The sequence below is a fragment of the Streptomyces coerulescens genome (assembly GCF_042657965.1).
In the GTDB taxonomy this organism is placed as follows: Bacteria; Actinomycetota; Actinomycetes; order Streptomycetales; family Streptomycetaceae; genus Streptomyces; species Streptomyces coerulescens.
In genome coordinates this window covers 113,368-133,646 of record NZ_JBHSKM010000002.1, presented here as the reverse complement: position 1 = coordinate 133,646, position 20,279 = coordinate 113,368, and the positions used below count along the sequence as shown (strand labels likewise).

The following is a 20,279-nucleotide window of genomic DNA, read 5'->3' as shown; positions in this document are numbered from 1 at the left end:
TCGGCGACCGAGGGGCCGGAATCGGCCAAGGTCGTCGGCCGTACCCATCAGGAACACACAAACCTCGACAGCCTCATTGCTTCCCCTGGGTTCTCAACCTAATGTGCGTTGGGTTTCCGAACAGCACCGCACATGATCTGACGCTCCCTCAAGCCGTGCAGCGCCGCACTGTCGTCCCGAGGAAGGCCACCGTCGATGCCGCTCTCTCCCGCCTCTCCCACCGGCCCGTCCCGCTCGCCGGGCATGCCGGTCAGCCGCCGCCGTCTGCTGGAGGGAGGAGCCGCCCTGCTCGGCGCGCTGGCCGTCTCCGGGTCGACCGCCACGGTGCACGCGGCCGACGGGACCGCGGCGGCCGGCACTCCCGAGTGGAACGGCCACATCGACGTCTTCCGGATCGGCACACAGCCGCCGCACACCACGCTCATGCCGTACGCCGACGTCGCACAGGCGCTGGAGGCCGACCGCACCCGCTCGCCGTACCGCCTGAGCCTCGACGGCACATGGAAGTTCGCCCACGCCGACCGTCCCGACGACCGGGACGCCGACTTCCACCGCACCGACGTCGACGACAGCGGCTGGGACACCATCCCGGTCCCCTCGGTGTGGCAGATGCACGGCTACGACCGTCCGATCTTCGTCAACATCACCTACCCCTGGTGGGGACCCAACGGCCTCGGTGAGGAGGCCCAGCCTCCGGCCGCGCCCACCCGCTTCAACCCCGTGGGGCAGTACCGGCGCACCTTCACCGTGCCGCGCGCCTGGGCGGGACGCCGGACCTTCCTGCACTTCGAGGGCGTCAAGTCCGCGCACTACGTATGGATCAACGGGGAGTTGGTCGGGTACGCCGAGGACTCCTTCACCCCCGCCGAGTACGACATCACCGAGCACCTGCGGCCCGGCACCAACCAGATCGCCGTCGAGGTGTACCGCTTCTCCGACGGGGACTGGCTGGAGGACCAGGACATGATCCGGCTGAGCGGCATCTTCCGCTCGGTCCACCTCTACTCCACGCCGTCCGTGCATCTGCGCGACTTCAAGCTGGACACCCCGCTCAGCGACGACTGCACGGCGGCCGAACTGGCCGTGACCGCGAGCGTGCGCGCCTACGGCGGACGGGGCGAGGACGGCTACGCCGTCGAGACCCAGTTGTACGACGCCGGCGGCCACGCCGTCTGGCCCAGACCGCTGCGGCAGCCCGTCGACCTCGCCTCCACGCCCGCCGGTGAGGACGTGACCGTCCGGGCGAGCAGGGCCGTGCCCGCGCCCCGGCTGTGGTCCGCCGAGCACCCGAACCTCTACACCGCCGTACTGCGGCTGCGCGACCCGGCGGGCAAGGTGATCGAGACCCTCTCGCACCGCGTCGGGCTGCGCGAGTTCGCGCTCAAGGACGGCCTGATGCGGATCAACGGCAAGCCCGTCTCGTTCCGCGGCGCCAACCGGCACGAGATGCACCCCGACAGCGGCATGGCGCTCACCCGCGACCACATGGTCAAGGACATCGAGATCATCAAGCGGATGAACATGAACTCCGTCCGCACCTCGCACTACCCCAACAACCCGCTGTGGTACGAACTCGCCGACGAGTACGGCCTCTACCTCGTCGACGAGACCAACCTCGAAACCCACGGCATCCGCGGCGAGTTCCCCGGCAACCACGCCGACTGGACCAAAGCCTGCGTCGCCCGCGCCCAGGCCATGGTCCACCGCGACAAGAACCACGCCTCGGTCGTCATCTGGTCGCTGGGCAACGAGGCGGGTGGCGGCAGCACCTTCGTCGCCATGCACGACTGGATCAAGTCCTACGACACGACGCGTGTCGTGCAGTACGAAGGCGACGACCGGCCGACGATCAGCGACATCCGCTCGGAGATGTACGACAGCCCGTCCCGCGTCGAACAGCGCGCCAAGGACACCGCCGACACCCGGCCGTACGTGATGATCGAGTACGCGCACGCCATGGGGAACTCGAACGGCAACTTCAAGGAGTACTGGGACATCGTCCGCCGCTACGACGTCCTCCAGGGCGGCTGGATCTGGGACTTCGTCGACCAGTCGCTGAACTGGCCCGTGCCGGCGCGCACGTTCCTCACCGAGTCCGGGCCCGGCCGCCTGCGCGGCGAGATCCTCACCGCCAGCGGCACGTTCGACCGCGCCAAGGGCGTGTCGGGCGCCACCGTCTTCCCCCGCGACGCACGCCTCGACCTCACCGGCTCACTCACCCTGGAAGCCTGGATCACCCCGCACCACACCGGCTACCACCAGCCGATCCTGGCCAAGGGCGACACCCAGTACGCGCTCAAGCAGACGGACCGGAACCTGGAGTTCTTCATCTACGGCGGCGGCCAGTGGATCACCGCGAGCTGGGCGCTCCCGGACGACTGGACCGGCACCGAGCACCACATCGCCGGAGTCTTCGACGCGAACACCGGCACACTGACCCTCCATGTCGACGGCGCGGAGAAGGCCACCCGGACCACCACACGCAGGCCCGCCCCCACCACCGCGCCCCTCGCGCTCGCCACCGATGTCGACAACCCCACCCGCGAGTTCAGCGGCACGATCCGCCGGGCACGCGTGTACGCGCGTGCGCTGAGCGCCGCCGAACTCGGCTCCGAGCGCCGCGGACCCGGCGACGACGGCGTCCGCTTCTGGTTCGACGCGGCCACCGTCGGCCTCACCGAGAAGCGGCCCCGCCAGAGGACCTTCTTCCCCTACGGCGGCGACTGGGGCGACAACCCCAACGACGGCACCTCCAACGCCGACGGCATCGTCACCGCCGACCGCCGCCACACCGGCAAGGCGGCCGAGATCAAGCGGATCTACCAGGCCGTCCACGCGGCACCCGCCTCGGGCGGGGACACCCTGGCGCCGGGGGCTGCGATCACTCTCACCAACGAGTACCTGTTCACCAACCTCCGCGAGTTCGACGGCTGTTGGGAGCTGGTCGCCGACGGTGAGGTGGTCCGGCGCGGGATGTTGAGCCGCGCCCAATTGGACGTCGCGCCGCTGAGCGGCAAGGACATCACGGTGCCGGTCCTGCTGCCCGCCGACCCGGCCCCGGGCACCGAGTACTTCCTCCACCTGTCCTTCACCACCAAGGAATCCACCCCGTGGGCGAAGGCCGGCTTCGAGGTGGCCAAGCAGCAACTGCCCCTCGACGCCGACGTCCCGGCGGTGACGCCCGCGCCACTGGCGAGCGTGCCGGCGCTGAAGCACGACGACGGGGACAAGGCCGTCACGGTCAAGGGCAAGGACTTCTCGGTCACCGTCGACAAGAGCACGGGGATCATCACCTCGTACGAGTCCCGGGGCACCCGGCTCCTCGTCTCCGGGCCGGTGCCGAACTTCTGGCGGGCCCCCACCGAGAACGACCGCGGCAACGGCCAGCACACCCGCAACCAGACCTGGCGCGACGCGGGCACCGACCGCACGGTGACGCAGGTCCGGACGCGTCCCCTGGGCGACAAGGCCGTCGAGATCAAGGTCACCGGCACCCTGCCGACCAGCGTCGCATCGACGTACACCACCACCTACACCGTGTTCGGCAACGGCGAGATCAAGGTCGACAACACCCTGCACCCGGGCGCCGCGTCCCTGCCCTACATCCCGGAGGTCGGCACGCTGCTGCTCCTGCCCGGGCGTCTCGACCGGCTGCGCTACTACGGCCGCGGGCCCGAGGAGAACTACATCGACCGCCGCGACGGCACCGACGTGGGCGTGTACTCCGGCACGGTCGCCGAGCAGTGGACCCCGTACATCCGGCCCCAGGAGAACGGCAACAAGACCGACGTCCGCTGGATCGCCCTGACCGACGCCTCGGGCAACGGACTCCTCGTCTCCGGGGAGCCCCTGCTGGAGGTCAACGCCTCCCGCTTCACGCCGGAGGACCTGTCGTCCGGCGTACGCCACGAGTACCAGCTGACCCCGCGCGACGAGGTCGTCCTGCGTGTGAACCACCGGCAGATGGGCCTGGGCGGTGACAACAGCTGGGGTGCCCACACCCACGACCAGTACAAGCTGTTCGCGAGCCGCGACTACTCGTACACCTACCGGCTGCGGCCGCTGACCGACGTGAAAGAGGCGATGGCGGCGTCGCGGAGGCCCACCGCGGCGACGTGACCGCCCGGGCCACGGCGGTCACTTGCATCTGTCCCCGGCGCCGGGCTGTCGGGACATGTCGGCGGAAACACCTGCATGTCCTTGCACGCCGGCCCCATGATCCCTGCGACGGTCGCGTTGGAGGGGCGGTACGAGCACCACATGGTCCTCACGGGCTCGAAGCGGTGGGGTCGGCCAGTACGTCCGCGGTCTGGGTGAGGTGTCGGATGAGGACCTCGGCCGCAGTGTCGGGGTCGCGGGCGAGCGCTGCTTCCTCCAGTCGCCGATGCTCTTGGACCCCGTCCCGGCCGGGGTTGCGGTGCGCCGACCAGCGGCGTGTCAGCTCGCTCGCGGTCCACATCCGGTCGAAGGTCTCCAGCAGGACCGGGTTGCCGCACCCCTCCAACAGGGTCCGGTGGAAGACCCTGTGGGCCTCTGACCACGCACTGGTGTAGTACTCGCCTTCCTCCGGCAGGTACGCCGGGGTGCGGGCCAGGCGGTGGTGAGCGGCGCGTACGCGGGCTTCCCAGTCGACGTCCCCGCGCTCGATGGACATCCGCAGTACGACGGGCTCGACGGTCCGGCGGGCCTCCGCGATCTCCTGCCACCGGCGGTCGGAGACGGCCGGGACGGCGAAGCCGCGGTTGGGCAGCCGGTCGGCGAGGCCCTCACCGACCACCCGGACGAGCGCCTCACGCACGACGGCCAGACTCACGCCCTGTTCCTTGGCGAGGTCCTGCGGCTTCAGCGGGTCACCAGGGGCGTAGTCACCGCGCAGGATCGCGTCGCGCAGGTATGCGTGGACCTGCTCGGAGAGCATCTGCTTCCCGCCGAGGGCCGAAGTGTGAGCCGTAGTCATGTACGCAGCATAGACGATCGGGCAGATAATCGATTATCCGTGTTACTGTCGATTCGATGGTGGTCGGCAGGGCACTGACGTCGCTGTCGGGTCCCTTCTGAGATCCGATGGCCGGCCGCGCCACCGCCCCCGCGCACAGCAGTGAGAGGAAACGACGTGATACACGGCAACGACCCCTTCGCCCGCCTCCCCCGGGCGGCCTCCTTCACCGTCACCAGCACCACCGTCGCCGACGGTGCCGCCTGGCCTGCGGAGCAGCTCGCCTCCGGCATGCCCGGCGGGAAGGACGTCTCCCCGCAGCTGTCCTGGAGCGGCGCTCCGGACGGCACCGAGAGCTACGCCGTCACCGTCTACGACCCCGACGCTCCCACCGGGTCCGGGTTCTGGCACTGGGCGGTCGCCGACATCCCCGCCACGGTCACCGAACTGACCGAGGGCGCCGGCGACGACACCGGCGCCGGTCTGCCCGAAGGTGCCTTCCAGCTGCCCAACGACGCCCGCCTGGCCCGCTACATCGGCGCCGCCCCGCCGGCCGGGCACGGCCCGCACCGCTACTTCGTCGTGGTGCACGCCCTCGACGTCGCCGCCATCGGTGTCCCCGCCGACGCCACGCCCGCCGTCCTCGGCTTCACCATGGCCGGCCACACCCTCGGCCGTGCGGTCCTGACCGTCACTGCCGAAACCCCCGCCTGACATCGACGCGTCGGGTGCGGCTGCGTTGTGGCTGGTCGCGCCCACGCGGCGGAGCCGCATCCTGAGGGTGTCCACGCCTTTGCCGACCGCAGTTGCTGTACCGGCGGGTCGCGCGCCACCGAGGTGCCGACCCGCCGGCATTCCGGGCTGGTCGGTCTAGCGGGAGCGTACGACGGCCTCCAATTCCTGGTGGACGGTCTTCGTGGGGTGCCCGATGGTGGCTCCAAGCGTGGGGTCGGTGGTGTTGAACTCGCCGTTGCGCGATGCGGCGAACATCGTCAAGGAGAACTCCGCAACCGGTCGCGGCATCCCGCCGGCAACTGCCGCGGATATCCACTCCTCGTCGTCCATGACGACTCGGGTGATGGTCCGGCCGGCGATGCGGCTGAGGATCTCGGCAACGTCGGCGAAGTCCAGCGTGTGGGTGGCTGTCAGCGGCGGTGTGATCCCCTCGAGTGCTCCGCCGACCGGCACGGCGGCTTCGGTCAGAGCGACGGCGGCGGCTTCCGCCAGGTCCTCGTGGGCCGTCCAGGACACCGGGCCGTCCTGCGGCACAGCGAGCGTGCCCGTCTCCAGCGCCGCGCCGACATAGAAGCGCAAGGTGGAGGCGTAGAACCCGTTGCGCAGGGCGGTATAAGGGAGTCCTTGCCGCTTGAGGTGCTCCTCGGTGGCCGCGTGGACCTGCTGCGGGGGGAAGAGTGAGGTGGGGGAGGCGGCCTGGTGGCTCGTGTACAGAATGCGTTGGGCGCCCGCTTCCCGTGCCGCGTCGATGGCGGCGCTGTTGGCGGCCAACGCGCCGGCACCCCGGATGGCCGCGGAGACGACCAGGACACGCTCGGCACCTTCGAAGGCGTGCTTCAGACTGTCGGGTTCGGTGAAGTCTCCCGCCCGGACGCGGACACCGCGCTCGGCGAGCTCGGCTGCCTTTCGCACATCGCGGACGCTGACGCCGATCCCGTCGGCCGGTACTCGCTCCAGCAGGCGGTCGACGATCAGCGTCCCGAGACGGCCGGTGGCTCCCGTGACGATCAGCACTGGTGACTCCCATCTGATGGCGTTTCCAATGGCATGGAAAGGTTGGTACCAATGATACTACCGATGGTTCCAGCTTTTCGTGCCCATCCGAACGCCCACCGGCCGCCCATAGCGAAAACAAGCAGGTCGGACAGTGAAGGGACGTCGATATCGCCGATAACATCGCGTGTGCCGCCTGAGCGATACCATCGAGTCCATGGCATCGAACGCGCAGCGGCGAGACACCCGGGACCGCATTGTGAGAGCTGCGGCCGACCTGCTGCGCGAACAAGGGCCCGCCGCGGTGACCACGCGCCGCGTGGCTCAGGAGGCCGGGCTGCAGCCTCCCGCCCTTTACCGGATCTTCCAGGACAAGGACGACCTGCTCGATGCCGCCGCGGAGCATGTCTTCGCCGAGCATGTGGCGGGCAAGCAGACCACCGGGCCCTCCGGCGACCCCGTGGAAGACCTCCGCGCCGGATGGAACACTCAGATCAGCTTCGGGCTGGCCAATCCGTACGTCTACGGTCTGTTGCTCGACCCGGCCCGCGCACGCGACACCCCGGCACAGACCAAGGGGGTACAGGTCCTTGCCGAGCGAGTACACCGCATCGCCGCCGCCGGACGGCTTCGGGTGAGCGAGGAACGCGCCGTCAACCTCATCCGCTCGGCGGGGGTCGGAACGGTCCACACCCTGCTGACCCTGCCACCGGACCAGAGCGACCCGCACCTGGCCGACGCCGCCTTCGACGCGATCACTCGCGCCATCCTCGTGGACGAGCCCGCTGTCGCCACGCATGATCCGGCGGCCGTCGTCGCGGCCTTCCGCACCCTCGTGCCCGAACTGCCCCATCTCAGCAAAGCCGAAGCCGCGCTGCTCGACGAGTGGCTGCAACGCTGACCGATCACCGCGGGTCTCGTTCGCTGATCGCGCCGGTCAGCAAACGGTCAGCATTGGGCGCGGAGGCGTCCCGGCGTACTGACCGGGTGATCGCCACGGTGGGGACCTGGGCAGAGGTGCCTGGCAGTGATGACGCACGGCACCAACATCTTCTGGATCCCCAAGGCGATCCTGGCCTCCTCTGCCGGGGCGCGGCGGGCGCGGCATGATGGTGGGGACGGAATTCGCCGTGGTGCCATCCGTCTGCCCGGCGCAGTCCGCCGCGTGCGGTCCGTGGCAGCCGCGCTCCAGTACGTTCCGGAAGGGGACCGCCCTGGTGTCCAGCGACCCTGTCCTCATTGCCGGCGCCGGCGGCGTGGGCCGCGCGGTCATGGAGTATTTGCGTGCGGACGACGTGCCGATGCGTGTCATGGTCCGTCGCGACGACGAACGCGCCGCGGAGTTCCGGCGGCTCGGCGTCCAAGTGGCCGTAGGTGATCTCACCCGCTCCGAAACCGTCGCCGACGCGATCAAGGGCGTCAGGCGGATGTACTTCGCGATGCCGGTGTCGCCGGATCACCTGCTGGCCGCGACCGTGGTGGCGAGCGTGGCGCGGGAGTCCGGAGGGTTGGAAGCTCTCGTCGGCATGTCCCAGATGACCGTGTCGCAGATGACGGCGACCAGCACCGAGGAGTCTCACCAGCAGCGGTTGCACTGGCTGGCCGAACAGGTGCTGAACTGGTCGGGGGTGCCGGTGATCCATGTCCGGCCGACGTCCTTCCTGGACAATCCGCTGTTCACCACGATTGCGGCGCGGTCGATCCAGAGGAGTGGCACGCTCGCCCTGCCGTTCGGGACCGGACGAACCTCTCCCATCGCCGTGATCGACGTTGCCCGGGTGGTCGCCACCGTGCTCAGCGACCCACGAGGGCACGTCGGGAACGTCTACGAGCTGACCGGGCCGCGCACGGTCGACATGACGGAGATGGCCGAGGAGTTCTCAAGGGCGTTGGGCCGCACCGTCACCTACGAGGATGTGCCGCTGGACCCGTGGCGCACCGAGGTGCTCGCGCAGGCAGGGCTGCCGCCGCACATTGAGGAGCACATCGTCACCATGTGCCGGCTGCACCAGGCCAACCGTTACGACCGAGCGACCAACGACGTCGAACGTCTGACTGGGGTGCGCGCTCAGACCATCGAGCACTTCGTGACTGCCCGTCAGGACTTCTACCTGGGCTGATACTTCTGCTCTTCGGGGGGCTCGTTCCGGGGAGCGAATGAATGAGCTCTTGCATGCCCCGGAAGCGGCCACCCGCCGGAAATGCCTTCTGCTGGGCATCACTCATGGCCCGTCTTGCTTCTTCCACCCCGGAACTGCGTTTCGCCTCGTTGAAGGGCCGTGCTCCGTCCCGGATCGCCCCAAGGGCGTCGGGCCGTCATCCTGGAACGGCAGGGGACTCGCCTCGCTGTCCGAAGGAGGGGTGATGAAGGCCGTACGAGCCTACGATCGTGACGCGTCGGCGGACAGCCTGGTCGTGGAGGACGCGCCCTATCCGTACGCGGGCGAGGGTGACGTCGTCGTGAAGGTGCGCGCGGCCTGCTTCACCCCGGACGAGCTGACCTGGCCGGCCACCTGGGTCGACCGGGGCGGCCGGGACCGAGCCCCCGTCGTTCCCGGACACGAGGTGTCGGGCGAGGTCGCCGAGGTGGCCGTCGGCACGACCGGGCTGTCCGTCGGTCAGCGTGTCGTGGGGCTGACGGACTGGAACCGGGACGGGACTCTCGCGGAGTACGTGGCGGTGGAGGCGCGCAATCTGGCACCTCTGCCCGCCGGGATCGACCATGTGCAGGCCGCCGCACTGCCGATGCCGGGCCTGACCGCCTGGCAGGGTCTGTTCGTCCACGGAAGGCTCGAGCCCGGTCAGACCGTGCTGGTACACGGCGCGGGAGGGGGCGTGGGCACGGCCGCGACCCAGCTTGCCCGCGATGCCGGGGCGCGCGTGATCGGGACGGGGCGCGCAAGGAGCCGGGACCTGGTGCTCGAACTCGGCGCAGAGGTGTTCCTCGACCTGGGACAGCCCGCCTGGGAGGAGGCCGTAGGCAGGGTCGACCTTGTCTTCGACGCCATCGGCGGGGAAGTACTCGATCGCTCGGCCGCCGTGCTGAGGCCCGGCGGCACCCTGGTGACCATCGCCCAACCCCCGACCGTGCGGCCCGAGGACGGTCGCGCGCTGTATTTCATCGTCGAACCGGACCGTGGTCACGTCCTGGAGATCATCGGCAGGCACCGGGAGGGCAAGCTGCGCCCGTTGGTGGGCGCCGTCCACCCCCTGGACCGGGCATCCGAGGCGTTCCGCGCGAAGAAGGGAACCGTGGGCAAGACCGTCATCCAGGTCGCGTGAACGCCACGCGACCGGATCGGCGGCGGCGACCTGGCCATCACCATGTCTCCTCCGCCGGGACGGGCCCGCCGCTCGGCCGGAGCACACCGGCTGCTGTACCTCCGGCCACCTGTCGCCCGTTGACGTACAGGGCGCGAGAACGACGTACAGGGCGCGAGAACACCGACAACGCGGAGAAGGAAGTTGGCCCCCATGGATCTCAAGCTCGAACTCATCGTGTTGCCCGTTTCCGACGTCGACCGGACCAAAGCCTTCTACGAGGCCGCGGGATTCCGCCTGGACCTGGATGCCGACGTCGACGAGGACTTTCGCGCGGTGCACTTCACGCCGCCCGGATCGGAGTGCTCGATCATCTTCGGCAGGGGCCTCACCTCGGCCGCGCCGGGCTCGCTCCAGGGCCTGTACCTCATCGTCTCCGACATCGAGGAGGCCCACGCGGAGCTCGTCGGCCGTGGCATCGAGGTGAGCGAGGTGTTCCACGATGCCAAGGGCATCTTCTACCACGGTCACCACGCCGGAGCGATCGTCCATGACGGCAAGGGGCAGGAGCGGCTGGCCGGTCCGCACCCCGACCGTGCCTCCTACGGCTCCTACGCCACCTTCAGCGACCCGGACGGCAACGGCTGGGTGCTGCAGGAGATCAGGCAGCGGGCTCCCGGTCGCTGACATGACGTCAGGTATCAGGCGAGCCCACTCCCGCCGAAGTCCGGGACGGGCCACCGAGTCACAGGAACAGTGATGAACCGATCAACGACGAACAAGGACCGGCGCCTCTACGACGTGATCGTCCTCGGCGCGGGCCCGACCGGTGAGAACGTGGCCGAACGCACCCGCGCCGCCGGGCTCAGTACCGTCATCGTGGAGAACGAACTGCTGGGCGGCGAGTGCTCGTACTGGGCCTGCGAGCCCAGCAAGGCGCTGCTGCGGCCAGTGCTGGCCCGTGCCGACGCGCGCCGCGTGCCCGGCCTGCGCCGGGCGGTGGCAGGGCCACTGGACGTCGCCGCGGTCCTTGACCACCGCGACGAGATCGTCTTCCACTGGCAGGACGACAACCAGGTCGGCTGGCTCGATTCGGTGTCCGTCGATCTGATCCGCGGCCACGGACGGCTCGACGGCCCCCGGCAGGTTGCGGTGCGGACCCCGGACGGCGACACGGTGTTGCTGACCGCGCGACACGTGGTCGCCCTCTGCACCGGGACCGGCGCGGCCGTACCCGACATACCCGGGCTCGACGCCGTACGCCCCTGGACCAGCCGCGAGGCCACCAGCGCCGACCGGGTGCCGGGCCGCCTGGCCGTGGTCGGCGGCGGAGTGGTGGCCGTCGAGATGGCCACCGCCTGGCAGGCGCTCGGCTCCCAGGTGACCATGCTGGTCCGTGGCGACGCCGGACTACTCCCCAGAATGGAGCCTTTCGCCGGTCGGCTGGTCGCGGACGCGCTGCGCGAAGCGGGCGTCGACATCCGCTTCGGGGCCTCCGTGGCGTCCGTCGCACGCGAGGACGGCGACGTGCGGGCCACGCTGGCGGACGGCGGCGAACTGGCCGTGGACGAGGTCCTCTTCGCGACCGGTCGTGCCCCGCGGACCGCCGATCTCGGCCTGGAGACCATCGGTCTCACGCCGGGCACCTGGCTGGCCGTGGACGACACATGCCGCGTGACCGCCGTCGCCGACGGCTGGCTCTACGCGGTGGGCGACGTCAACCACCGCGCGTTGCTGACCCACCAGGGCAAGTACCAGGCACGCATGGCCGGCGACGCCATAGGGGCCAGGGCGAAGGGAGAGCAGGCCGACGAGACGACGTGGGGCGCGCATGTCGCGACCGCCGACGTCGCGGCCGTACCGCAGGTCGTCTTCACCGACCCGGAAGTCGCAGCCGTCGGTCTGACCACGCGTGAGGCGGAGCGCGCTGGGCGCCGGGTCGAGGTGGTGGACTACGACCTCGCCCATGTCGCGGGCGCTCACCAGTACGCCGACGGCTACCGCGGCCAGGCCCGCATGCTGGTCGACACGGACCGCGGCACCGTCGTGGGCGTCACCTTCGTAGGACCCGGCGTCGGCGAACTGCTGTACTCGGCCACCGTCGCGGTGGTGAGCGAGGCGCCGCTGCAACGGCTCTGGCACGCCGTGCCGGCCTTCCCGACGATCAGCGAGGTATGGCTGAGGCTACTGGAGACCTACCGGGACCGGCATCCGCCCGGCCGGTCGTAGAGCGCCGCGGCCGCCGATGGCGGCCGTAGGTGCTACCGCACCGAAGTGTGGTCGGCATTGCCTTCGTGACGGACCTTCTCGGCGAAGGCCGCCTCTGTCCGCGCGACGCCGTCGGCTTCTTCCAACACGGCGAGGACCTGCGCGGCGGGGATGACGGCAGCGCCGTCCGCGTCCGCGAACACGTAGTCCCCCGGGCGGACGGTCACGCCGGACACGACGACCGGCCGGTTGGCCTCGAACGGTGTCACGACATCGCCTCCCCACCTGGCCGTCGGGCCCAAGCAGTACGCGGCGAAGTCGTACGTGGCGAGCTCGGTGAAGTCCCTGAGGCGCCCGTCGGCCAGAACCCCCGCGAGACCTCGTGCCGCCACCACCGAGAGCTTCCACCCGCCTCCGAACGACACGTCGGTGTGCCCGGGGGCGGCCAGGACCAGCACCCGCCCCCGTGCGCCGTCTGCGGTGGCGTCGTCGAACAGCCGGAAGAAGTTGTATCGCTCGGCCGGGAACGCTTCCTCGCACGCGGGCAGGAACGAGATGGTCACCGCGGGGCCCAGAAGGAGACGGCCGGGAGTCGGGCTCACCAGGTCGTCGATATGGCACCGGTGGCAGTGCGTCCGTCCCATGGCATCGACTACGTCGGGGGTACGTACGCGCGCGGCGATGTCGCGCAGGCGGTCGTCATTCTCTGCCATGGGGGCTCCTGAGCCGGAGGACGGCCTTGTCGCGGTCGCATCGCGCGCCGCTCGATCCGCTGATGATCCCAGCCCCGTCGTACGTCATGCCGGTGCGGGGATCGCGATGTAGTCCAGTCCGCCCGCGTCGAGCCACATCCGGGTGGGAGAACGGACGAGGCGGAGCAGAACGCTGTCGCAGTCCGGACAGCGCAGCACCATCCCGGGACCACCGAGATATGCGTGCGTCTGGGCGAGCACCATCTGGGCGCCGCAGCCGTGGCATCGTCCGGAGGCCATTGTCATGTCGGTTCCGAACAGCGCCTCGAGGTCCCCGGCGGCAGCGCTGCCGTCGAGGAAGTCAGGCGGCACGGTCATGGAGATTCACCTCCCGTGGAGGGCCAAGTGCGGCCGCGTCGGGTCGCGGACCGCTATCCGGCGGGGCCGAAACGCTCGGTTCTGATACGGCCGGGATGGTGGCCGATGGCCACCAGCAGCCCGGCGGCCGTTTCGACGAAGCCGGTGGATCCGCAGACGTAGCAGGTGGGTTCGAAGTCCGGTGGCCATCCGGCGCTCGACAGGTCGGAAGCGGTGAACCGCCCGGGGGGCCGCGGCCATTGTGGTGGGGTCGAGCGGCTGTAGAGGTACGTCTTGTCGAGGCCCGGCTCGTCCCGCCTCAACTCGGGGACGAAGAGCTGGTACTCGGGGCTGCGGACGGAGTAGATCAACCGGAACGGCGTACGACTGCCGACCGCGCGCCGCGTGCGGATCATCGCCATCAGTGGCGCCATGCCGGAGCCACCGGCCAGGAGCAGAATCGGCTCCTTCTGCTCGGGACGCCACACGAACCAGCCGCCGACCGGTCCGCGCAGTTCGACGACACCCCCTACGGCGAGTACGTCCGTCAGGTACGGGGAGACCTCACCGTCGTCGACACGCTGAACGGTCAGCTCGACGCTGTCGCCGTCGGCTGCCGAGGACAGTGAGTAACTGCGCTGTGTGCTGTAGCCGTCCTCCGCGGTGAGCCGCACATCGACATGCTGCCCCGCCACGTGCCCCGGCCAGCCGGGCACCTCCAGGACGAGGGTGTGCGCGACTTCCGACTCGGCGCGCCGATCGGTCAGACGTGCGGGGCGCCACCGCAGCCGGTCGCCTAGTCGCCTTGGTACCGCTGCTCGCGCCATGGGTCCCCGTAGTCGTGGTAGCCGATGTCCTCCCAGAAACCCCGCTCCTCCTCGTGCAGCAACTGGATGCCGCGCACCCACTTGGCGGACTTCCAGAAGTACAGGTGCGGGATCAGCAGTCTGGCGGGGCCGCCGTGCTCCGGCGGGAGTTCCTCACCGTCGTAGCGGTACGCGATCCACGCCTGCCCGTCGAGGAGGTCCTCCAGAGGCACGTTCGTGGAGTAGTCGCCGTAGGAGTGAACGAGCGTGTACTCGGCACTTGTCCCCACGTCCTCCAAGAGGACGTCCAACGACACTCCCTGCCACTCCGTGTCGAACTTCGACCACTTGGTGACACAGTGCAGGTCGACGGTCGGCGTCTGGCTGGGCAACGCCATGAACTCTTCCCAGTTCCAGCTGTGCCGAGCGCCCGTCTCGGTGCGGATGGTGAACTCCCACTCGGCGAGGTCCACCCTGGGGGTGGGTCCCGCCGACAGAACGGGGAAGTCGGCGGTCTCGTACTGCCCAGGAGGCAGTTTGTGCCGGGTTTCCCGCGCTCGGCCGTGGAATCCAGGTGAAACGATGGGCATGGCGTTACCCCATTCTCCGGACCGGCCTTGCCCATTCTTCAGGACATCTCACGCCACAGCATCTCGGCGGCGCCTGCCGACGGGCGGAGCGCGGGAGACGCCTCAATTCTGTTTTCCCGCCGGCCACGGCCCGGGGGATACCCGCGAACGGTTCAGCAAGGGCAGCGCGATCAGGGGAAACACGACCACGGACAACAGGCCCGATGCCACCAGTGCCGCCGCGTTGGCCGGTCGGATCGCGTCCAGCTCCAGCCCGATCGTCGTCGCCGCCACGATCACGGGCAGGGACGTGGCCTGCAGCAGTCCACTGGCCATGACCTCCGGCCAGGAGAGGCCCGCCCTGCGGTAGACCACAGCGGGCAGTCCCCGAACGAGAAGAAGCGCGGCGAGGAACATCGGCACCCGCAGCACCGCCCCGGTGTCCGCGAACAGCGCCCCGAGGTCGAACTGGACACCGCTGGTCACGAAGAAGACCGGGACGAGGAATCCATAGCCGAGGCCCTCCAGTTTGACGCGGAACTGCGGATGCGCCCGTTCCGCGGCGGGGTCGACCAGCCGCAGCACGGCCCCGGCCATGAAGGCACCCAAAATCGCTTCGAACCCGAAGTGCAGGGCGATCGCGGACAGGCCGACAACCAGAACCATGGTCAAACGGACCCGCACTTGAGCGCTGGTGTCCGCCAGATCCTTCACCGCCTCGGACAGCCACATCGTGCGCCCCGCACGTATCGACGTTGCCACGATGAGAGCCGTCAGGCAGGCGAGGCCGAGCAGCAGAAGCACTCTGGATGCCGTGCCAGAGGCTTGCTCGGAGAAGAGCAACGACAGCAGCAGCACAGCGCCGACCTCACCTGCGGAGGCTCCCCCGATGGTCAGTTGGCCCACCGGCCGGTCGATCGCGTCGGCGTCCTTCAAGATCGGGATGAGCAGCCCCAGGGACGTGGCCACCAACGCGGTGCCGATCAGCAGCGGACTCTCGACCAGCCCGGCGAGATTCAGCACCCAGCCGACGGCCCCGGCCAGTGCGAACGTACCCGCCAGGCCGACAACGACCAGCCGTCCCCGTGGCCCGCGCAGTTGCTGGACATCGATTTCCAGCCCGGCAAGGAACAGCAGGAAGCTCAGTCCAATGATCGACAGCGCCTGAACCATGGCGTCCGGCCGCACCACATCCAGCACCGCCGGACCGAGGACCACACCGGCCAGGATCTCGAGGACCGGGCCGGGAAGACGTACTCGGGGCACCAGAGCGAGGAGGAACGGGACGCAGGCGGCCACCGCGAGAACGATGACCAGGTTGTCGTAGGACATCGCGGCTCCGGTGGCACGGTGTGCGGTGCACTGGCTACGACCCACGTTGCCCTATTTCGCCGCGCAGTGGCCTGTCGTCCGTTCCCTGCTGATCGGTCTGGGCATTACGGTCGACGGTATGAGCGACAACTCCGAGCGTTCCGTGGCCGTCGAGCGCACCAGCAGTGGCCACTTCGTCGCGACCAACGCCCGTGGGGGAACGATCAGTTTCGGTACTGCCTCCGGTGCCGGCGGCGACACCGAGTTCACCCCGGTCGAGTTGCTCCTCGCCGCGATCGGGGGCTGCACGGCAGCGGACGTCGATAGCGCCACCAGCCGCCACGCGGAGCCGAGCGAGTTCTCCGTCGCGGTGACCGGCGACAAGATCAGCGACGAACTCGGCAACCGCATGATCAACCTGGCGGTCACCTTCACCGTCGCCTTCCCGGACGGCGAGGGCGCCGAGCGCGCCCGCGCGATTCTTCCCCGGGCGGTCAAGTCGTCCCATGACCGTATGTGCACGGTCAGCCGCACGGTCGAGACAGGCACGCCGGTGATCGCGATGGTCAAGGACGCCTGAAGTCGGTTCATCCGTGCAGCCGCTGTCGCACGGGTGGCAGCGCCTGCCGACGGGATGCGCGCAGATCTCCGCCGGCGCACGGTGGACTCGACTGTCGCTGGGAATGTGCCTGAGGCCGGGACCAGGCCCGCCTCGAAGCGGTGGCCGTGGCGAGGCTCGCGCACTGAGTCGAGGCCCTTTTCCGTGCTGTGCCGTCGGTGCACGTGACGCCGCGCTCGGTGGGTTGAAGCGCCTTGGCGGTGGGCCAACTCCTGGAGTGACCGGGCAATTGCGGTACGTGACCGCGTACGGGCGGGTAGTCGGCGCGCGGCTTCTTTGGGCGCCGTGTACCTGTTCGATGCAGGGCCGGCACTGCCGCTGGCGCAGAGGATGCCGTCGGCACAGCGGACGCATCGTCTGGCGTTGCTTGCCTTGCGGCCACGCAGTCGTGCCTTGTCCCCCCGTGACGTGACCAGGATCTCGATGCGGGCTTCCCAGCCCCGGTTCATACTCTGGCCGTGGGTCTTCGACTTGACCGGTGGCCTGTCAGAAAACTCGGCGAGCGGTCAGCGTAAGTGCACCGTCAACGGCGGCCATTAGGTGGAGAGCGGGCCGTTGTAAGCTGAGAGAACAGCCCTTGACCTGCAGAAAGCAGGCAGGGAGCGAATTCCGGGAGTGCTGAATGCTTCGTACCCTGTTCAAGTCCAAGATCCATCGCGCCACGGTCACCCAGGCCGACCTGCACTATGTGGGATCGGTGACCATCGACGCGGACCTGCTCGACGCCGCCGACCTGCTGCCCGGCGAGCTCGTCCACATCGTCGACATCACGAACGGCGCCCGTCTGGAGACCTATGTGATCGAGGGCGAGCGCGGGTCGGGAGTCGTCGGGATCAACGGCGCCGCCGCCCATCTCGTGCACCCCGGCGACCTCGTGATCATCATCAGCTACGCTCAGATGACCGACGCCGAGGCGCGGGAGTTCGAACCGCGCGTCGTGCATGTGGACGGCGCCAACCGGATCGTGGCCCTGGGGGCGGACCCGTCCGAGCCGGTGCCGGGCTCCGACCAGGAGCGCAGCCCGCAGTCCGTGCCGGCGCCGGTGGCCTGACGGCCGTACTCGGCGGCAGACGGAAGACGGACCAGGGAGCGTGTCATGAGCGACATCGAGATCCGCGACGACCGTGCGGCGGGCCGCCTGGAGGCCCTCCGGGGCGACGAAGTCACCGGCCACATCGAGTACTTCGTCCTCGAATCCCCGGCACGGGCCCTCGTCCCCGTCCACACCATCGTGGAACCGGCCCACGAGGGGAAGGGCATCGCGGGTTCCCTGGCACGTGAGCTGTACGGCATGGCGGCGCGCGAGGACATCGTCGTGGCGCCGCTGTGCCCGTACGTCGTGAAGTGGGCCGAACGCCACCCGGACGAGGCCCCGGCCGCAGACCCGGCGCTGCTGGACGCCGCGAAGGACTGGCTGCGGGCACACCCCGAGCGGTTCTGACGCGGGCCGATTCCGCGAGGGGCCCGTCAAGGACGACACTGGCCCTGCCTGCCCTGCCTGCCCTGCCTGCCCTGCCTGCCCTGCCTGCCCTGCCTGCCCTGCCGGCCCTCACAGGCGTGACGGGCCCACTCGGGCGCCGTCATTGACGCGGGTGAGTGACTGGTGGCGCGGCCGTCGGGTACGCGGGGGAGTAGTCCAGAGCCGATGTCACGGACTGGCTGGAGGACGCCATGACCAACCCGTATCCGGACCCGGTCCATCCGGGACCGACTCCGGGCCCGGAGCCGCACCCCGAGCCGCACCCGGTTCCACCACCGGAGCCCGCACCGGCTCCCGAACCGCCCCCACCCGAGCCGCCCCCACCCGGGCCGCCGCCGACCCCGGGACCGCCGCCGACGCCGGGTCCCCCGCCCACCCCGGGACCGCCTCAGCCGACACCCCCGAGCCCGCCTCCGCCGCAGCCCCCGGAACCTTCCCCGTCGCCGATCCCGCCGGGACCGGAGCCGGTGCCGAACCCCGAGCCCGGGCCGCCGCTCACCTGAGCCCTTGACGCACGGAGGACGCGAAGGGCGAGAGGGGGCATGATGCCGCCGCTGCGATCGGCCCGCTGGAGCGGCCGCAGCGAACCCGCGCGACGGGCGACCGGCGACGAGATATCGCCACCCACCGCACGCGCCCAGCAGCGCTGGGAGCACCACGATCAGCTCCCGCGCACCCCCGCGCCCCCGGCCGCACACGACCCCGGCGCGAGAACCCGTTCCGCGATCCGGCCGGCGGCCTACGGTGCGACCTCGAACCGCAGCGGCTTGAGCCCCGCCACGCAGAACGCCCTCTGCCCGGGTCAGTAACCCGGGCAGAGGGCGTTCACCTGACGGAACGGGCAGGGACTACGAGGACACCTCGGAGCGGTCGCCGCCCCACAGTGTGTGGAACGAGCCGTCCCGGTCGGTGCGCCGGTAGGTGTGCGCACCGAAGAAGTCCCGCTGCCCCTGCGTGAGCGCCGCCGGCAGCCGCTCGGCGCGCAGCGCGTCGTAGTACGCGAGGGCCGCGGCGAAGCCCGGCGTGGGCACGCCCTGCCGGGTCGCGGCGACCAGGACCTCACGCCAGTCGTCCTGCGCGGCCGCGATCTCCTGCGCGAACGTGTCGTCCGACAGCAGGCTCGGCAGGTCGGCGCGGGCGTCGTAGGCGGCGCGGATGCGGTCCAGGAAGGCCGCGCGGATGATGCAGCCGCCCCGCCAGATCGCCGAGACCGCGCCCAGGTCGATGTCCCAGTCGTACTCGGCGCGCGCCGCGTCGATCTCGTGGAAGCCCTGCGTGTACGACACGATCTTCGACGCGTACAGCGCCTGCTCGACCCGGTCGGCGAACGCAGCCGCCTCCGCCTCGCCCAGCGGCGACGCCTTCGGGCCCGCCAGCCCACGCGAAGCGGCCCGCAGCGCCGCGTGCCCGGACAGGGAACGGGCGAAGACCGCCTCCGCGATGCCGGAGACCGGGACACCGAGGTCGAGCGCGATCTGCACGGTCCAGCGGCCCGTGCCCTTCTGCTCGGCCTGGTCGACGACGACGTCCACGAACGGCTTGCCGGTCGCCTCGTCCACGTGGGACAGCACCTCGGCGGTGATCTCGATCAGGTAGGAGTCCAGCCGGCCCTGGTTCCAGGTCCGGAAGATCTCCGCGATCTGCGCGGGGGAGTATCCGGCCACATCGCGCAGCAGCTGGTACGCCTCGCCGATCAGCTGCATGTCGGCGTACTCGATGCCGTTGTGCACCATCTTCACGAAGTGCCCGGCGCCGTCCGGACCGACGTGCGTCACGCAGGGCGAGCCGTCCTTCGCCTTCGCGGAGATCTTCTCCAGCATGGGACCGAGAGAGTCGTACGACTCCTTCGGGCCACCCGGCATGATGCTGGGCCCGTGCAGCGCGCCCTCCTCGCCGCCGGAGACGCCCATGCCCACGAAGTGGATGCCCTGCTCACGCAGGTCCCGCTCGCGGCGGCGGGTGTCGGCGAAGTGCGCGTTACCACCGTCGATGATCATGTCGCCGGGCTCCAGGAGCGGCGCGAACTCCTGGATCACCGCGTCGGTCGGCTCACCGGCCTTCACCATGATCACCAGCCGCCGCGGCCGCTCCAGCGCCGCCACGAACTCCTTGGCGGTCTCGGCCGCGATGAACTCGCCCTCGCCGCCGAACTCGTCCACCAGCGCACGCGTGCGCGCGGGCGTCCGGTTGTGCACCGCGACCGTGTAGCCGTTGCGGGCGAAGTTCCGGGCGAGGTTGCGGCCCATGACCGCGAGGCCCGTGACGCCGATCTGCGCCGAAGTGCTCATGCCGTTGGCTCCTAGTGATCTCGA

At 70.0% G+C, this 20,279-nt stretch carries 18 protein-coding genes; 10 read left to right on the top strand and 8 right to left on the bottom strand.

Features of this window, described 5'->3' with window-relative positions; all coding sequences use genetic code 11:
- The first annotated feature begins 195 nt into the window (after window positions 1–195).
- Window positions 196–4,119, top strand: a complete 3,924-nt coding sequence (locus tag ACFPQ9_RS02110; protein WP_380845535.1) for a glycoside hydrolase family 2 TIM barrel-domain containing protein — start codon at window positions 196–198, stop codon at window positions 4,117–4,119.
- Window positions 4,120–4,267: 148 nt separating this feature from the next.
- Here the strand turns inward: ACFPQ9_RS02110 and ACFPQ9_RS02105 are convergent, their stop codons facing one another.
- Window positions 4,268–4,957: a GntR family transcriptional regulator gene (locus tag ACFPQ9_RS02105; RefSeq protein WP_380845532.1), complete on the bottom strand. Its 690-nt coding sequence runs from the start codon at window positions 4,955–4,957 to the stop codon at window positions 4,268–4,270.
- Between the two features lie 159 nt (window positions 4,958–5,116).
- Between ACFPQ9_RS02105 and ACFPQ9_RS02100 the strand changes: the two genes are divergently transcribed.
- The gene (locus ACFPQ9_RS02100; RefSeq protein WP_380848331.1) at window positions 5,117–5,650 is read left to right on the top strand and encodes a YbhB/YbcL family Raf kinase inhibitor-like protein; all 534 of its coding nucleotides are present in this window, start codon (window positions 5,117–5,119) and stop codon (window positions 5,648–5,650) included.
- Window positions 5,651–5,806: 156 nt separating this feature from the next.
- On the opposite strand, the gene ACFPQ9_RS02095 is transcribed toward ACFPQ9_RS02100, so the two are convergent.
- Entirely contained in the window at window positions 5,807–6,685 is an 879-nt protein-coding gene (locus tag ACFPQ9_RS02095; protein WP_380845529.1) for an NmrA family NAD(P)-binding protein, read from the bottom strand.
- Between the two features lie 196 nt (window positions 6,686–6,881).
- On the opposite strand from ACFPQ9_RS02095, the gene ACFPQ9_RS02090 reads away from it, so the two are divergent.
- The 5 genes from ACFPQ9_RS02090 (at window position 6,882) to ACFPQ9_RS02070 (ending at window position 12,154) form a co-directional block, all read left to right on the top strand.
- Window positions 6,882–7,565 (top strand): TetR/AcrR family transcriptional regulator, encoded by a 684-nt coding sequence (locus ACFPQ9_RS02090; RefSeq protein ID WP_380845526.1) that lies wholly within the window; start codon window positions 6,882–6,884, stop codon window positions 7,563–7,565.
- A 316-nt stretch (window positions 7,566–7,881) separates the two neighbouring features.
- On the top strand, window positions 7,882–8,784 hold the full coding sequence (locus ACFPQ9_RS02085; protein ID WP_380845523.1) for an NmrA family NAD(P)-binding protein: 903 nt from the start codon (window positions 7,882–7,884) through the stop codon (window positions 8,782–8,784).
- A gap of 244 nt (window positions 8,785–9,028) precedes the next feature.
- Window positions 9,029–9,946, top strand: coding sequence for an NADP-dependent oxidoreductase (locus ACFPQ9_RS02080; RefSeq protein WP_380845520.1), 918 nt, complete (start codon window positions 9,029–9,031; stop codon window positions 9,944–9,946).
- Between the two features lie 192 nt (window positions 9,947–10,138).
- Window positions 10,139–10,612 (top strand): VOC family protein, encoded by a 474-nt coding sequence (locus tag ACFPQ9_RS02075; RefSeq protein WP_380845517.1) that lies wholly within the window; start codon window positions 10,139–10,141, stop codon window positions 10,610–10,612.
- Between the two features lie 72 nt (window positions 10,613–10,684).
- Complete coding sequence (locus tag ACFPQ9_RS02070) at window positions 10,685–12,154, top strand: dihydrolipoyl dehydrogenase family protein (protein WP_380845514.1); 1,470 nt, start codon at window positions 10,685–10,687, stop codon at window positions 12,152–12,154.
- A 32-nt stretch (window positions 12,155–12,186) separates the two neighbouring features.
- Here the strand turns inward: ACFPQ9_RS02070 and ACFPQ9_RS02065 are convergent, their stop codons facing one another.
- The 5 genes from ACFPQ9_RS02065 to ACFPQ9_RS02045 form a co-directional block, all read right to left on the bottom strand.
- Window positions 12,187–12,846: an RraA family protein gene (locus tag ACFPQ9_RS02065; RefSeq protein WP_380845511.1), complete on the bottom strand. Its 660-nt coding sequence runs from the start codon at window positions 12,844–12,846 to the stop codon at window positions 12,187–12,189.
- 84 nt (window positions 12,847–12,930) lie between these two features.
- A complete protein-coding gene (locus ACFPQ9_RS02060; protein WP_380845508.1) occupies window positions 12,931–13,203 on the bottom strand; it encodes a DUF6510 family protein in 273 nt (90 codons plus the stop codon).
- Between the two features lie 53 nt (window positions 13,204–13,256).
- A complete protein-coding gene (locus tag ACFPQ9_RS02055; RefSeq protein WP_380845505.1) occupies window positions 13,257–14,009 on the bottom strand; it encodes a ferredoxin reductase in 753 nt (250 codons plus the stop codon).
- On the bottom strand, window positions 13,979–14,578 hold the full coding sequence (locus tag ACFPQ9_RS02050; RefSeq protein ID WP_380845502.1) for a sulfite oxidase-like oxidoreductase: 600 nt from the start codon (window positions 14,576–14,578) through the stop codon (window positions 13,979–13,981). Before ACFPQ9_RS02050 ends, ACFPQ9_RS02055 begins: the two co-directional genes overlap by 31 nt.
- Before the next feature lie 102 nt (window positions 14,579–14,680).
- Window positions 14,681–15,889: a cation:proton antiporter gene (locus tag ACFPQ9_RS02045; RefSeq protein WP_380845499.1), complete on the bottom strand. Its 1,209-nt coding sequence runs from the start codon at window positions 15,887–15,889 to the stop codon at window positions 14,681–14,683.
- A 118-nt stretch (window positions 15,890–16,007) separates the two neighbouring features.
- On the opposite strand from ACFPQ9_RS02045, the gene ACFPQ9_RS02040 reads away from it, so the two are divergent.
- From ACFPQ9_RS02040 to ACFPQ9_RS02030, 3 genes are all read left to right on the top strand, one after another.
- Window positions 16,008–16,448 carry an OsmC family protein gene (locus ACFPQ9_RS02040; protein ID WP_380845496.1) on the top strand — a complete coding sequence of 147 codons (441 nt, stop codon included), beginning with the start codon at window positions 16,008–16,010 and terminating at the stop codon, window positions 16,446–16,448.
- 661 nt (window positions 16,449–17,109) lie between these two features.
- Complete coding sequence (panD, locus tag ACFPQ9_RS02035) at window positions 17,110–17,538, top strand: aspartate 1-decarboxylase (RefSeq protein ID WP_380845493.1); 429 nt, start codon at window positions 17,110–17,112, stop codon at window positions 17,536–17,538.
- 45 nt (window positions 17,539–17,583) lie between these two features.
- A complete protein-coding gene (locus tag ACFPQ9_RS02030) occupies window positions 17,584–17,928 on the top strand; it encodes a GNAT family N-acetyltransferase (protein ID WP_380845490.1) in 345 nt (114 codons plus the stop codon).
- Window positions 17,929–18,815: 887 nt separating this feature from the next.
- Here the strand turns inward: ACFPQ9_RS02030 and gndA are convergent.
- Window positions 18,816–20,255 (bottom strand): NADP-dependent phosphogluconate dehydrogenase, encoded by a 1,440-nt coding sequence (gndA, locus tag ACFPQ9_RS02025; protein WP_380845487.1) that lies wholly within the window; start codon window positions 20,253–20,255, stop codon window positions 18,816–18,818.
- Between the last annotated feature and the right edge of the window lie 24 nt (window positions 20,256–20,279).

Excerpts from the sequence above, each read along its gene's own strand:
- ACFPQ9_RS02110 (WP_380845535.1), top strand. The coding sequence starts at position 196 with ATGCCGCTCTCTCCCGCCTCTCCCACCGGCCCGTCCCGCTCGCCGGGC.
- ACFPQ9_RS02105 (WP_380845532.1), bottom strand. The coding sequence starts at position 4,957 with ATGACTACGGCTCACACTTCGGCCCTCGGCGGGAAGCAGATGCTCTCC.
- ACFPQ9_RS02090 (WP_380845526.1), top strand. The coding sequence starts at position 6,882 with ATGGCATCGAACGCGCAGCGGCGAGACACCCGGGACCGCATTGTGAGA.
- ACFPQ9_RS02080 (WP_380845520.1), top strand. The coding sequence starts at position 9,029 with ATGAAGGCCGTACGAGCCTACGATCGTGACGCGTCGGCGGACAGCCTG.
- ACFPQ9_RS02075 (WP_380845517.1), top strand. The coding sequence starts at position 10,139 with ATGGATCTCAAGCTCGAACTCATCGTGTTGCCCGTTTCCGACGTCGAC.
- ACFPQ9_RS02070 (WP_380845514.1), top strand. The coding sequence starts at position 10,685 with ATGAACCGATCAACGACGAACAAGGACCGGCGCCTCTACGACGTGATC.
- ACFPQ9_RS02065 (WP_380845511.1), bottom strand. The coding sequence starts at position 12,846 with ATGGCAGAGAATGACGACCGCCTGCGCGACATCGCCGCGCGCGTACGT.
- ACFPQ9_RS02060 (WP_380845508.1), bottom strand. The coding sequence starts at position 13,203 with ATGACCGTGCCGCCTGACTTCCTCGACGGCAGCGCTGCCGCCGGGGAC.
- ACFPQ9_RS02055 (WP_380845505.1), bottom strand. The coding sequence starts at position 14,009 with ATGGCGCGAGCAGCGGTACCAAGGCGACTAGGCGACCGGCTGCGGTGG.
- ACFPQ9_RS02050 (WP_380845502.1), bottom strand. The coding sequence starts at position 14,578 with ATGCCCATCGTTTCACCTGGATTCCACGGCCGAGCGCGGGAAACCCGG.
- ACFPQ9_RS02045 (WP_380845499.1), bottom strand. The coding sequence starts at position 15,889 with ATGTCCTACGACAACCTGGTCATCGTTCTCGCGGTGGCCGCCTGCGTC.
- ACFPQ9_RS02040 (WP_380845496.1), top strand. The coding sequence starts at position 16,008 with ATGAGCGACAACTCCGAGCGTTCCGTGGCCGTCGAGCGCACCAGCAGT.
- panD (WP_380845493.1), top strand. The coding sequence starts at position 17,110 with ATGCTTCGTACCCTGTTCAAGTCCAAGATCCATCGCGCCACGGTCACC.
- ACFPQ9_RS02030 (WP_380845490.1), top strand. The coding sequence starts at position 17,584 with ATGAGCGACATCGAGATCCGCGACGACCGTGCGGCGGGCCGCCTGGAG.
- gndA (WP_380845487.1), bottom strand. The coding sequence starts at position 20,255 with ATGAGCACTTCGGCGCAGATCGGCGTCACGGGCCTCGCGGTCATGGGC.